Source organism: Bartonella sp. B35(2025), assembly GCF_053794465.1.
The window spans coordinates 374,494-388,096 of the sequence record NZ_CP200035.1 but is presented as its reverse complement, the minus strand read 5'-3'; the positions used below and the strand labels follow the sequence as shown (position 1 = coordinate 388,096).

Genomic DNA, 13,603 nt, shown 5'->3' with positions numbered 1-13,603 from the left:
TGCCATTCGCCCAATCATCAACAACTATCTGGAGCGGGTAGCGGGAATCGAACCCGCATATTCAGCTTGGAAGGCTGCTGCTCTACCATTGAGCTATACCCGCACGCACATCACGTACTAACTCTTTTTAGATGAATGGTGGAGGGGGTTGGATTCGAACCAACGTAGCATACGCAACGGATTTACAGTCCGCCCCCTTTAACCACTCGGGCACCCCTCCATTACATCGGCAAAGCTGTACGACGAAGCATCACCACAACCAAACCTTGATCACCTATATCAAACTGGCTGCGGGGCGGTTATGACGATTAGTATCGTATCTGTCAACAAATAAATACGATTCTTTATAAATTTCTTAATAATAATCTTAAATTGTAGTTTTTTTCTAGCTACTTCTGTTACTAACAAGCTATAAAGAAGATATGAAAGAAAAAACATCTAAAAATTCTAGCCGCACTCATCCACGTTATCGATATTACAATACAAAAGGCTTTTCTGTTCCATCTGTAAAACATCTAAAACAAAACACATTCCCCTTAAAACAGGAAAAAATTCGCCTTTATGGTATCCACTCGGTTTATGCAGCTTTAAAAAATCCTACAAGAGTTTTTGGACGTCTCTATGCCACACCAAATGCTTTAAAAAGATTAAATATACCCGAATCAGATTTTCCTTGCTCTGTCATATTATCCTTACCCAGACAACTTGATGCGCTCGTTGGAAGTGATTCAGTTCATCAAGGCGTTGTTTTGGAAACTGACCCCCTGAAACCATGCCAATTATCTGATTTAACGAACACCGATCTTGTCGTTGTAATAGATCAAATTACTGATCCACATAATGTGGGTGCTATTATGCGCTCTGCAGTTGCATTTAAAGCTGGAGCACTCATTACTACTTCTCGTCACTCACCTCAAGAAAGTGGTGTCTTGGCCAAAGCATCTTCTGGAGCTCTAGAACTAATTAATTATATCACCGTCCGAAACCTTGCTCAAGCACTTCATGAACTCCATAAAGCAGGTTTTATAAGTTTTGGACTTGATTCAGAAGCTGATCTACCTTTAGAAACGGCATTCACAGGAAAAAAAATTGCTCTTGTCCTAGGAGCAGAAGGCAAAGGTTTACGCAAAAAAACACGTGAAACTGTTTACGCATTAACACGCCTTGATATGCCTGGAGATATTAAATCATTAAACGTCTCAAATGCAGCAACAATAGCGCTTTATGCAGCTCATAAATATCTTAGACTATAATTTTTGATTTTTCCTGTGAAATATCAAAAAGACCGATTAATAAAAAACCTGAAGAAAAACCACCAATATGAGCTTCCCATGCTATTGAAATACCATCTCCTTCAAATGGAAATGAAAAAACACCTACAATAAAATTAATAATCAGCCATACACCGATATAAATAAGTATAATCTTCGAACAAAGTGCTTTTTTGATGGACCACAAAGGACCAAAAAATCTTTCATTTTTTTTATCGATACCAAAAGGTATAGGAGAAAAACCATAACGAGCAACGGCGCCCATCATTCCAGAAATTGCACCTGACGCCCCAACAAGCGAAACTATACTATCTTGGTGAAAAATAAAGTAGGTTAAAGCAGAAACAAATGCTGTTAATATCCAAAAAATTAAAAAACGAAAACTACCAAGATGCCTTACCAAAGGAGACCCAAAAACCAAAAGCCAAATCATATTAATAGAAATATGTTCAAGACTACCGTGCATGAATGAATAACTAATAATGGTATGACAAAATGCTAGAGGTTCATCCTTAAATAAGGCTGGTGTAAATGAAAAAAATTCAAGACCTCTAATATAAAACTGACTAGAAAAAAAATAACGAAGAAAATAAATACAAAAACAAAATACTATCAAAATGATTATAATAAATGGAACATTTAACAATGGACCTCGAGGCTCTTCTGGCAACAACAAAGTATTATCACATTGATAATCCGAATTTTTCATCGTATAAAATCTCATACTCTTTGTAAAATCGGTAATTTTTCATATAATATAGATATATCAGTTTTTATAATAAAAAATCTTTAAACTTAACATCCCTTCAACTTTAATTCTTAAATACAAAATATTTTCTTTAAATGAATACCAATAATATCATCTAAAAGATTACTATACCAAACTAAACTTAAATTAAGATCACTCAGGTTAGCTAAAATCTATTATATCGATAATAAACAACCTGCACCATTAATCTATTTACCCTGCCCTCCAACAAAATAAAAAGACTTAACCATAAAAAGAACAAAAACCTATCAACTAACTCCTTTATGTTCTTTATACAGTAATGATACTCTATCGTTTACCCATTACGATAGTCAATCCCTTCATAAAAACTACCATAAATGCAAAATAAACAGTCCATCTATTAAATATAGAAGTAAAAATATCAATAAAATTCTTAACTTTAGTATCTAACCTCTATCACTTCAAACACTACCTTTAAAGCAACTTATAAAACTAATAGATTGATTTCAGCACATAACTTCATACAAAAAACTATTGGGAAAGCAAACGACGAGAGCTTTGCTTACAATCTTTTAACCACACGTCATAAATAGGATGCTCGACAGCGTTCAAGCCAGGACTATCCGCAAACATCCATCCTGTAAAAATACGCCGTACCTTCTTATCTAATGTTACTTCATTAACTTCAATAAAACCAGTTGCACGAACTAATTCATCCTTAGAATTTGTATAACACACTCGCGGTACCACCTGAAAAGCACCATATTGATAAACTTCACCAAGAGAAACTTCAAAACGAGTTGTCCGACCAGTGATTTTATCAAGACCTGAAAAAACAGCAATCCCATTGCTAACACGTTCAGCTTGTACTCCACTAACTGAAGATAAGACTACTATAATTCCCATGAAATAAATACAAAAGAAATACCATAACCTTAACAGTAAAAAAGACCTCATAGTATTAAATCAATCATATCTAAAAAAATTCTAACTATAATTTACAGTAAAACAAAAAATACACTTGCCAATCAAGATACTCTATTTTTCAGGTGACCAGGCATAATAATCTTTATGCACACAAGACTGTTCCTTGTTGCGTGTAATAGATCCCTTAGGTCTATAAGCTTTACTTGTTCCTGTCATATTCGCAACGTGAGATTTTTCCCATTTATACGGTTGGTAATTTTCCTGAGTAGGTGGTATATCGCAACGATGATGAATCCAACCATGCCAACCTGGTGGAATAGTGGAAGCTTCAGAATAATCTCTGTAAATTACCCAACGGCGTGGATAGCCATCTTTATGATAGCTACCTTCATAATAAACATTTCCAAACTGATCTTCTCCTACACGCTTACCTTTACGCCATGTAAAAAAACGCGTATTAATGGTATTACCATTCCACCATGTAAAGACTTGCTTTAAAAAAACAGCCATCCTTTATTCCATTTTTCTAATATTCTCACAAACTTAACTATTGGAGTAAATCTACCATAACACCCGAAGTTACTGAAAATACCAATACATTCAATCACAACTTTACCTGATAAAAACTCCTAATCAGATCTCTTAGTTATAAGAAAATATCATATTTATAAACTTTCCTCTACCCCATAATAATATTAATTTATACCAAGTTTCATCTTAACTAGCTCATTAACAGTTTGAGGATTCGCTTTACCATCTGTTGCTTTCATTACTTGTCCTACGAACCAACCGGCTAAGGCAGGTTTTTGTTTTGCTTGCATAACTTTATCAGAATTCTTGGCAATAATTTCACTAACAGCTTGCTCAATAGCTTTTGTATCTGTTACCTGCTTCATATTACGCTCTTCTACAACCTTACGCGGATCTCCACCTTCATTCCAAATAATTTCGAAGAGATCTTTTGCAATTTTTCCAGAAATGATCCCTTCTTTAATAAGATCAATAATGCTCCCCAATTGATCTGGTGATACTGGCACCTCTTCAATTTCACGACCATCTTTATTTAAAGCACCCAAAAGGTCATTAATCACCCAATTAGCAACTATTTTTCCATCACGCCCATGTGCTACTTTTTCAAAATAATCAGCAATTGCTTTTTCTGTTACAAGAATGGAAGCATCATACACTGTCAATCCCATTTCCTTGATGAAACGTATTTTTATATCATCAGGCAATTCTGGTAATTCTGCTGCTAAAGTGTCTACAAAGGCTTGATCTAATTCTAACGGTAAAAGATCAGGATCTGGAAAATAACGATAATCATGCGCTTCTTCCTTTGAGCGCATAGATCGCGTTTCACCTTTAGCCGCATCAAAAAGCCGAGTTTCTTGATCTATTACACCACCATCCTCTAAAATGGCAATTTGGCGATGCGCTTCATACTCAATCGCTTGGCCAATAAAGCGAATAGAATTAACATTTTTTATCTCACAGCGTGTTCCAAAATTTTCACCAGGACGACGAACTGATACGTTAACATCTGCGCGCATAGAACCTTCATCCATATTGCCATCACAAGTACCCAAATAACGAACAATCGTACGTAATTTTGTCATATAAGCTTTAGCTTCATCTGGTGAACGCATATCCGGTTTAGAAACAATTTCCATAAGAGCTACACCAGAACGATTAAGATCCACAAAAGACATTGTTGGATGCTGATCATGCATCGATTTTCCAGCATCTTGTTCAAGGTGTAATCTTTCTATCCCAACTTCAATATCTTCAAACTGGCCATTTGAATCCGGACCAACAGATATAATAACCCTTCCCTCACCTACAATCGGATATCGAAATTGAGAAATTTGATACCCCTGTGGTAAATCTGGATAAAAATAATTCTTACGATCAAAAACAGATTTTAAATTAATGTGAGCCTTTAATCCTAAACCAGTTCGAATCGCTTGACGAACACACTCCTGATTAATAACAGGCAACATACCAGGCATAGCTGCATCAATAAGCGATACTTGATTATTTGGCTCAGCACCAAACTTAGTTGACGCTCCTGAAAAAAGCTTTGAATTTGATATGATTTGTGCATGAACCTCCATACCAATAATAACTTCCCAATCACCTGTCACTCCAGAAATCAAGCGTTTAGAATCAGGGGTACGTGTATCAATGATTTGCATTACCAATCCACTATCAATATTTTTAAACACACTTTATGGCTATATAAAACCACTATTTAAGTGTAAATCTAGAATATGAATCTCATAAAATCTTAGCTTCATTGAGCTTGTTTTTTTTCAAAAACATTAACTTTTTTTAGATACTTTCTTTTTGGCAGAAACTTTTTCTGTACCTTTTTTTTTTACTGTAGATTTTTTCTTAGATGATTTTTTTTCAATTACATCTGATTCGTCATACTCTTTCATCAACTCTTCAACTGTCACTTCTTTATCTGTGATTTTTATCTGTGTTAATAAATGATCAATAACTTTTTCTTCAAAAATCGGGGCACGTAGATTTGCAACAGCTTCCGGTGTATTACGAAAAAAATCCATAATCTCTTTTTCCTGCCCAGGATACTGGCGAACCTGATCAAAAACTGCTGCCTTTAGCTCATCTTCATTTATTTTAATACCAACCTTTATCCCAATTTCAGAAAGTACTAAACCAAGGCGAACACGACGTTGTGCAAGCACACGATATTCTTCTCGCGCTTGCTCTTCTGTAACGTTCTCATCTTCAAAACTACTGCCAGCCTTTTCTAAATCATCATTAACTTGAGCCCATATATTATTAAATTCAATTTCCAAAAGCCCTTCAGGAATCTCAAAATTATAATCAGCATCTAAAGCATCCAGAATTTGACGCTTAATTTTTTGACGTGTTACTGAACCATATTGGCTTTCAATTTGCTCACGAACAACTTCACGTAAACGATCCAGAGATTCCAAACCAAGTTTTTGAGCTGCTTCATCATCAATCTTTAATTCATCTGGTTTAGCAACAGATTTAACAGTGATATCAAATTCTGCCTCCTTACCAGCTAAATGTGTCGCACTATAATTATCAGGAAATTTAACAGAAATTGTTGTTGTATCACCCGCTTTTACGCCAATCAATTGCTCCTCAAAACCAGGAATAAATTGTTTTGACCCAAGAATTAACTGTGCGTCACTATCTGTTCCACCTTCAAATGGAACACCCTCAAGTTTACCCAAATAATCTATTATAATACGATCGCCTTCTTCAGAAAAACCATCTTTTGGTGAATAGCTACGAGTAGAAGAAAGAATGTGCTCTACTTGTTTATTAATCTCCTGTTCAGGAATAGCTACAATTTCACGTATAACTTCAATATGTTCAAAGCCTTTAATTTCAAATTTTGGCAAAACTTCATATTTCAAACTAAAGACAAAATCGGTTTTTCCATCCAAAACTTTTTCATCTTCAGCTATATCAATTTGCGGCTGCATTGCTGAGCGTTCATCACGATTCGCTAAAATAGAATAGGGAGCATCACTAACAATCTGATTAAGAATTTCTGCCATAAAAGACTTACCATACATTTTTCGTAAGTATGAAGAAGGCACCCTACCGGGACGGAAACCATTAAGCTTGATCTTACCCCTAGTATCGTCTAACCGTTCATTTAATTTTTCTTCTAAATCTCTCGCCGGAACCACGATTTTAATTTCGCGCTTCAGTCCTTCATTAAGCGTCTCAGTAATCTGCATCAAACAACCTTCATTTCTTTGAAGAGAGGGTTAAACCCACTCTGATAATAATTACACTTTAACACTTGAGTGTTAAATCATCATGAAGCGGTCTTCCTGGCACATAGAAATAGTAGTCTTCAAGGAATTCCTTTATGGTGCGGATGGAGGGACTCGAACCCCCACGGTCTCCCGCCAGAACCTAAATCTGGTGCGTCTACCAATTTCGCCACATCCGCTCAAATCTGTAAGTCAATAATCTCATATAAGCGGCGTTTCTATACCATTAATTAAAGAAAAAAAGCAAACAAATATATTTTAAAATCTAAATACATATTATTTTCACAAATTACAAAAACAAAATCTATGCTTTTCAGATACAACTGCTTCCGCTAAAAGTAGATTATGTTAAATAAATTCAATACCCCCATTCATATCATCGGCGGTGGTCTTGCCGGCAGCGAAGCAAGCTGGCAGATCGCCCAGTCAGGAATTCCTGTTATTTTGCATGAAATGCGGCCTCAAAAAAAATCTGATGCCCATAAAACAGATAAACTTGCAGAACTCGTATGCTCAAATTCATTCCGTTCTGATGATTCATCAACAAATGCTGTAGGGCTTTTACATGCTGAAATGCGATTAGCAAAATCCTTAATTATGAGTGCTGCAGATGCTAATAAAGTACCAGCTGGGAGTGCACTAGCCGTTGATCGCGATAATTTTTCTAAAACTGTTACAGCAGTACTCGAGAATCATCCTCTCATAACCATAGACCGTACAGAAATTCGTGAAATTCCTGAAGATTGGCATCACATTATTATTGCAACTGGTCCTCTTACTTCACCTACTCTTGCTCAAGCAATACAAAAAATAACTGGAACAGAGGCACTTTCTTTTTTTGATGCTATTGCGCCTATTATCTATACTGATAGCATTAATATGGACATCTGTTGGTATCAATCTCGCTATGATAAAATTGGCCCCGAAGGAACAGGAAAAGATTACCTTAATTGTCCTCTTGATAAAGAACAATATGAAGAATTTGTTCATGCATTAAAAAATGCAGAAAAAATAGAATTCCGCAGCTTTGAAAAAATACCCTATTTTGATGGATGCTTGCCAATTGAAATTATGGCAGAACGTGGACTTGAAACTTTAAGATATGGTCCAATGAAACCTACGGGATTAACGAATGCTCATCATCCTGCAGTTAAAGCCTATGCCGTTGTTCAATTACGCCAGGATAATAAGCTTGGAACCCTTTATAATATGGTCGGCTTCCAAACAAAACTAAAATATAGTGAACAAGTTCGTATTTTTAGAATGATCCCTGGTCTTGAAAAAGCAGAATTTGCGCGCCTTGGTGGACTTCACCGTAATACCTACCTTAACTCACCAATCATTCTTGATAAAACGCTTCGTCTAAAACAAAGACCTCAAATACGTTTTGCTGGACAAATCACTGGATGTGAAGGTTATGTAGAATCATCCGCAATAGGGCTTCTAGCTGGACGTTTTGCTGCTGCTGAATATAATTATAATTATCCTTCCTTACCTCCACAAACTACAGCATTTGGAGCTCTCTTAAACTATATTACTGGTGGACACATCATTGCTGACGATACAAAAAGACAATCTTTTCAACCAATGAATATCAATTTTGGACTTTTCCTACCTATCGCTTCTGTCGACCACTCAGTAAAATATTTATCAAGCAAAGAAAAAAAATTAGCAAAAAAACAAGCTATCACAATAAGAGCCATAAATGACTGTATTCAATGGTTAACAGATAGTGAAAAAAGTAGTTCCTAAACTAAATTATTATCTCTGATTTTTATGAGACATACACTACTCACACTTCTGATTGATTAGGAAAATTCTGTTATTGCCTTGCAGAAAAAACACTTCAATTTTTATGATGCCAGCTAACTCAATCAATAAATGCCAATGTATAGATTACTATTTATTAACAGTATAAAAATTTATTAAATTATTAAATAATGCAAAGTATTCAAAAGATTTTTACTACAAAAGATAAAGCCTTAACCATAATGAAAACAAACTGTATGCATACTAAAATCGTAAAAAAATCAGTAATAATATGAAATATTCTGCAATAATAAGAATAACTAAACAAACACTCAATGCTTATACAATATAAATATTCTCATCACTTCTATAATTCTCTGTCGCAAAGAAAAAACATAAAGACTCGGCATGATAAAAGCCAAAACTATTATCTAAAATATACACTATCCTTTATAGCCAAACATTTTATTTGAAATACAAAAATAAATATATTTATTGCACATAATACGCTGTATAAACTCTAAAAGTACTCATAATATTTATAAAATTCTACATAAAGAGAAATTCAGAAAAAACCCGCTTATAAATAAATCGGGTTTTTTAGTGTAGGCTTATATTATTTTTTATTAACAGCCTCTTTAAGACTTTTCCCTGCAGAAAATTTAGGCACAGAACGTGCTGGAATATTAATTTCAGCGCCAGTTGAAGGATTACGCCCCTTCGTGGCAGCACGATGAGAAACTTCAAAAGAACCAAAACCTGGAAGACGAACATCACTTCCTGAAGCCAAAGCTTCTGTTACAGACGCGATAAAAGCATCGACAACAGAGCTAGCCTGTGCTTTTGAAACACCTGCCTTTTCAGCAACGGAGCTCACCAATTCACTTTTATTCATTGAATATTTCCTTTCCCTATATTACTGGGTAATATAACTTACCCCGTTACCAATTAGTTTATTGAAAAGTACAATAAACAGAAGTCTTATTTTTATTTAAAGAATATTTTTTTTAACAATAATCATAGTTATTCACGGAATTTTTCATTTTTTATTCAAAAAAATAAAACAACAACCATAAAAATAACTTCTATTACCTTTAAAAATATACTTACAAACTAAATAATGAATCAGTGCGCAATCTGTATTCCTCCATTATCACTCTCAGTTCTAACAGCTGCAGCTACTATAGGAGGTTCTGCCCATTCAATAGGATCAGGAAAACGAACTAAAGCATGTTTAAGAACTTCACTTACGTGATTTACTGGAATAATTTCCATATTATTTTTTACATCATCAGGAATATCAATCAAATCTTTTGCATTTTCTTCAGGAATGAGCACTTTCTTTATACCCCCTCGAAGAGCTGCAAGAAGTTTTTCTTTTAATCCACCAATCGGCAAAACACGCCCACGTAAAGTAATTTCTCCAGTCATCGCAACATCTTTATACACAGCTATTCCTGTTAATACTGAAACAATTGCTGTCACCATTGCAATCCCAGCTGATGGTCCATCTTTTGGTGTAGCGCCCTCTGGAACATGAACATGAATATCGCGTTTATCAAAAAGTGGTGGCTCAATACCAAAATCCACAGCACGAAAACGCACATAAGATGCTGCAGCAGAAATTGACTCCTTCATAATATCACGCAAATTTCCAGTTACGGTCATCTTACCTTTACCTGACATCATGACACCTTCAATAGTCAACAATTCCCCGCCAACTTCGGTCCACGCAAGCCCAGTAACAATACCAACCTTATTTTCACCTTCAACTTGGCTGTAACGATAACGCTTAACACCTAAAAAATCGCTAATATTATCTTCTGTAATTTTTACAGATTTTTGACGAGTCTTTAAAATTTTTGTAACTGACTTGCGTGCCATCTTCATTAATTCACGCTCAAGATTACGGACACCTGCTTCACGCGTATAAAACTGGATAATTGATCTTATAGCATCATCAGAGACATTAAACTCTCTCTTAGATAGACAATGATCTTTCAAAGCCTTCGGCAAAAGATGCCGCTTAACAATTTCCATCTTTTCACATTCAGTATAACCAGCAATTCTAATAATCTCCATCCGATCCATTAATGGCCCTGGAATATTAAGTGTATTTGCTGTCGCAACAAACATTACATCAGAAAGATCATATTCTACTTCTAAATAGTGATCAATAAACGCACCATTTTGTTCAGGATCAAGGACTTCTAATAAAGCTGATGAAGGATCTCCTCGAAAATCTTGACCAATTTTATCAATTTCATCAAGCAAAAAAAGCGGATTAGATTTTTTTGCTTTTTTCATAGATTGAATAATTTTTCCAGGCATAGAACCAATATAAGTCCGACGATGTCCACGAATCTCTGCTTCATCCCGAACACCCCCTAATGAAATACGGACATATTCACGACCTGTTGCTTTTGTAATAGAACGTGCAAGCGATGTTTTTCCAACACCAGGAGGACCTAATAAACAAATAATAGGACCTTTTATTTTTGATGCTCGGCTTTGTACTGCTAAATATTCAACAATTCGCTCCTTAACTTTTTCAAGACCAAAATGTTCATTATCCATGACTTTTTCAGCAAAGTTTAAATCATTTTTAATCTTTGATTTTTTACCCCAAGGTATTGCTAAAAGCCAATCAAGATAATTGCGCACAACAGTTGCTTCCGCAGACATAGGAGACATATTACGTAACTTCTTGAGCTCTGATACAGCTTTTTCATGAGCTTCCTTTGAAAGCTTAGTCTTTGTAATGCGTTCTTCTAATTCAGACAGCTCATCGCGGCTATCATCACCTGCTCCTAATTCTTTCTGAATGGCTTTCATCTGCTCATTTAGATAATACTCTCGTTGATTCTTCTCCATTTGCCGTTTGACATGTGAACGAATACGCTTTTCAACCTGCAAAACGGAAATTTCTCCTTCCATGAAAGACAGAACACGTTCAAGACGATCACGGATAGGCAATAAAGCCAACATTTCTTGTTTTTCTGAAAGTTTAATCACTAAATGTGAAGCAATGGTATCGGCGAGTTTAGAAGGATCATCAATTTGACTAATTGCATTAACAACTTCAGGAGAAATTTTCTTATTAAGTTTTACATAATTTTCAAAATAAGAAATTACCGACCGAGAAAGAGCTTCAATCTCAACAGCATTTTCCTTAAATCCCTCGATAACAGTTGCAAAGGCCTGATGATAATCCTCATTTTCAGTAAACCGGCTAATTCTTGCACGTGCAGTACCCTCAACCAAAACCTTTACAGTTCCATCAGGAAGCTTTAAAAGTTGAAGCACATTGGCAAACGTACCAATATCATAAATATCCTCCGATTTTGGATCATCATCAGAAGCATTTTTTTGTGTAACCAGTAGTATCTGTTTATCACCTGCTATCGCTTCTTCAAGAGCACGAATCGATTTCTCTCGTCCCACAAAAAGTGGAACAATCATGTGTGGAAAAACAACAATATCGCGCAGAGGTAAAATAGCGTAAAGCTCTTCCATTATTCCATCTGTTTTTTCATCAATATATTGCATAATTGTCCTTTCTGGAACCTACAATCTATCCACTACACAAACCCACCCTTAGAAAATTCTAGCTCTTCACAATGTATGAAGTGGTGACTCTAAATATACAAATCAAGCATTATGTCTATAATATCCAGAAACATCTACTCTTAAATATATTCATCACCACTATTCATATCATACAAGATCATGCTGATACATTTTCTTTATCTTCTGCACATTCTGAGTAGATGTAAAGAGGACGAGCTTTCCCATCAACCACATCGCTCGATATTACCACTTTTTGAACACCTTCAAGAGCTGGTAGCTCAAACATAGTCTCAAGAAGTATCTTCTCCATAATAGAACGTAAACCACGCGCACCAGTTTTACGCTCAATCGCCTTCTTGGCGATAACTCGTAAAGCATCTTCATGAAACGATAACTCAACATTCTCCATCTCAAAGAGACGCTGATATTGCTTAACTAACGCATTTTTAGGTTGTGATAAAATTTGAACAAGGGCACCAACGTCTAAATCTTCTAAAGTAGCGACAATAGGAAGACGACCAATAAACTCTGGTATTAAGCCAAATTTCACGAGATCTTCAGGCTCTAAATCACGGAAAATCTCACCAACACAACGTTCATCAGGTGCTTTAACAGTAGCAGAAAAACCGATAGAAACTCTTTCACCGCGTCCTGAAATAATCCGTTCCAAACCAGCAAAAGCACCTCCACAAATAAATAAAATATTTGTTGTATCAACCTGAAGAAACTCTTGCTGTGGATGCTTTCGCCCACCTTGTGGAGGAACAGATGCAACTGTCCCTTCCATAATTTTTAACAATGCTTGCTGAACACCTTCCCCTGAAACATCTCTGGTAATAGAAGGATTCTCAGCTTTACGAGAAATTTTATCAACCTCATCAATATATACAATACCACGCTGTGCACGTTCAACATTATAATCAGCAGATTGAAGAAGCTTCAGAATAATATTTTCAACATCTTCACCCACATATCCTGCTTCCGTCAAAGTAGTTGCATCTGCCATCGTAAAAGGTACATCAATGATGCGTGCTAATGTCTGTGCTAGATAAGTCTTACCACATCCCGTAGGACCAACAAGAAGAATATTCGATTTTGCTAACTCAATATCATTGCTCTTAGATTGATGCGCAAGCCTCTTATAATGATTATGGACAGCAACAGAAAGAACGCGTTTTGCATGCCGTTGGCCAATAACGTAATCATCAAGAACTGTTATAATTTCTTGTGGAGTAGGAATACCATCACGCGCCTTAATCCCTGAAGACTTATTTTCTTCACGAATAATATCCATACAAAGCTCTACACATTCATCACAGATGAATACAGCAGGCCCTGCAATGAGCTTACGTACTTCATGTTGACTTTTGCCACAGAACGAGCAATAGAGAGTATTTTTTGCTTCGCCCCCGCTATTGCTAATTTTGCTCATTTCACTTTCCTTTCACCACGATATATGAATATTTCATTTTTTCAAATGAAGTTTTTCATAATGACAACTAAAAAAGATATACAAGACTACATATGTCATAATATCTTTAGGTGTTTTTCTGTTATTTTCGCGATAA

At 35.6% G+C, this 13,603-nt stretch carries 10 protein-coding genes and 3 tRNA genes; 2 read left to right on the top strand and 11 right to left on the bottom strand.

Annotation, left to right across the window (positions count from 1 at the left end):
• Positions 1-29: 29 nt before the first annotated feature.
• Positions 30-103 (bottom strand) — tRNA-Gly (locus V4P56_RS01540).
• 33 nt (positions 104-136) lie between these two features.
• Positions 137-220: transfer RNA gene (locus V4P56_RS01535), tRNA-Tyr, on the bottom strand.
• A 202-nt stretch (positions 221-422) separates the two neighbouring features.
• On the opposite strand from V4P56_RS01535, the gene V4P56_RS01530 reads away from it, so the two are divergent.
• The gene (locus tag V4P56_RS01530) at positions 423-1,253 is read left to right on the top strand and encodes a TrmH family RNA methyltransferase (protein ID WP_455482337.1); all 831 of its coding nucleotides are present in this window, start codon (positions 423-425) and stop codon (positions 1,251-1,253) included.
• Here V4P56_RS01530 and V4P56_RS01525 read toward each other — a convergent pair.
• The 6 genes from V4P56_RS01525 to V4P56_RS01500 all read right to left on the bottom strand — a co-directional run bounded on the left by V4P56_RS01525 (position 1,243) and on the right by V4P56_RS01500 (position 6,895).
• The gene (locus V4P56_RS01525) at positions 1,243-1,980 is read right to left on the bottom strand and encodes a rhomboid family intramembrane serine protease (RefSeq protein ID WP_455482336.1); all 738 of its coding nucleotides are present in this window, start codon (positions 1,978-1,980) and stop codon (positions 1,243-1,245) included. The genes V4P56_RS01530 and V4P56_RS01525 overlap by 11 nt on opposite strands.
• Before the next feature lie 552 nt (positions 1,981-2,532).
• Positions 2,533-2,958: a DUF2155 domain-containing protein gene (locus V4P56_RS01520; RefSeq protein ID WP_455482335.1), complete on the bottom strand. Its 426-nt coding sequence runs from the start codon at positions 2,956-2,958 to the stop codon at positions 2,533-2,535.
• 81 nt (positions 2,959-3,039) lie between these two features.
• Positions 3,040-3,438 carry an NADH:ubiquinone oxidoreductase subunit NDUFA12 gene (locus V4P56_RS01515; RefSeq protein WP_455482334.1) on the bottom strand — a complete coding sequence of 133 codons (399 nt, stop codon included), beginning with the start codon at positions 3,436-3,438 and terminating at the stop codon, positions 3,040-3,042.
• Positions 3,439-3,623: 185 nt separating this feature from the next.
• A complete protein-coding gene (gene gatB, locus V4P56_RS01510; protein ID WP_455482629.1) occupies positions 3,624-5,123 on the bottom strand; it encodes an Asp-tRNA(Asn)/Glu-tRNA(Gln) amidotransferase subunit GatB in 1,500 nt (499 codons plus the stop codon).
• Between the two features lie 126 nt (positions 5,124-5,249).
• Positions 5,250-6,677: a trigger factor gene (gene tig / locus V4P56_RS01505; RefSeq protein ID WP_455482333.1), complete on the bottom strand. Its 1,428-nt coding sequence runs from the start codon at positions 6,675-6,677 to the stop codon at positions 5,250-5,252.
• A 135-nt stretch (positions 6,678-6,812) separates the two neighbouring features.
• Positions 6,813-6,895: transfer RNA gene (locus V4P56_RS01500), tRNA-Leu, on the bottom strand.
• Between the two features lie 166 nt (positions 6,896-7,061).
• On the opposite strand from V4P56_RS01500, the gene trmFO reads away from it, so the two are divergent.
• A complete protein-coding gene (gene trmFO, locus V4P56_RS01495) occupies positions 7,062-8,468 on the top strand; it encodes a methylenetetrahydrofolate--tRNA-(uracil(54)-C(5))-methyltransferase (FADH(2)-oxidizing) TrmFO (RefSeq protein ID WP_455482332.1) in 1,407 nt (468 codons plus the stop codon).
• 613 nt (positions 8,469-9,081) lie between these two features.
• On the opposite strand, the gene V4P56_RS01490 is transcribed toward trmFO, so the two are convergent.
• The 3 genes from V4P56_RS01490 to clpX all read right to left on the bottom strand — a co-directional run bounded on the left by V4P56_RS01490 (position 9,082) and on the right by clpX (position 13,467).
• A complete protein-coding gene (locus V4P56_RS01490; protein ID WP_455482331.1) occupies positions 9,082-9,360 on the bottom strand; it encodes an HU family DNA-binding protein in 279 nt (92 codons plus the stop codon).
• A 230-nt stretch (positions 9,361-9,590) separates the two neighbouring features.
• A complete protein-coding gene (gene lon, locus V4P56_RS01485; protein ID WP_455482330.1) occupies positions 9,591-12,014 on the bottom strand; it encodes an endopeptidase La in 2,424 nt (807 codons plus the stop codon).
• Between the two features lie 178 nt (positions 12,015-12,192).
• The gene (gene clpX, locus V4P56_RS01480; RefSeq protein WP_455482329.1) at positions 12,193-13,467 is read right to left on the bottom strand and encodes an ATP-dependent Clp protease ATP-binding subunit ClpX; all 1,275 of its coding nucleotides are present in this window, start codon (positions 13,465-13,467) and stop codon (positions 12,193-12,195) included.
• Positions 13,468-13,603: the final 136 nt, after the last annotated feature.

Bases quoted from the DNA above. Each gene is read 5' to 3' on its own strand.
- V4P56_RS01530 (WP_455482337.1), top strand. From the start codon at position 423: ATGAAAGAAAAAACATCTAAAAATTCTAGCCGCACTCATCCACGTTAT.
- V4P56_RS01525 (WP_455482336.1), bottom strand. From the start codon at position 1,980: ATGAAAAATTCGGATTATCAATGTGATAATACTTTGTTGTTGCCAGAA.
- V4P56_RS01520 (WP_455482335.1), bottom strand. From the start codon at position 2,958: ATGAGGTCTTTTTTACTGTTAAGGTTATGGTATTTCTTTTGTATTTAT.
- V4P56_RS01515 (WP_455482334.1), bottom strand. From the start codon at position 3,438: ATGGCTGTTTTTTTAAAGCAAGTCTTTACATGGTGGAATGGTAATACC.
- gatB (WP_455482629.1), bottom strand. From the start codon at position 5,123: ATGCAAATCATTGATACACGTACCCCTGATTCTAAACGCTTGATTTCT.
- tig (WP_455482333.1), bottom strand. From the start codon at position 6,677: ATGCAGATTACTGAGACGCTTAATGAAGGACTGAAGCGCGAAATTAAA.
- trmFO (WP_455482332.1), top strand. From the start codon at position 7,062: ATGTTAAATAAATTCAATACCCCCATTCATATCATCGGCGGTGGTCTT.
- V4P56_RS01490 (WP_455482331.1), bottom strand. From the start codon at position 9,360: ATGAATAAAAGTGAATTGGTGAGCTCCGTTGCTGAAAAGGCAGGTGTT.
- lon (WP_455482330.1), bottom strand. From the start codon at position 12,014: ATGCAATATATTGATGAAAAAACAGATGGAATAATGGAAGAGCTTTAC.
- clpX (WP_455482329.1), bottom strand. From the start codon at position 13,467: ATGAGCAAAATTAGCAATAGCGGGGGCGAAGCAAAAAATACTCTCTAT.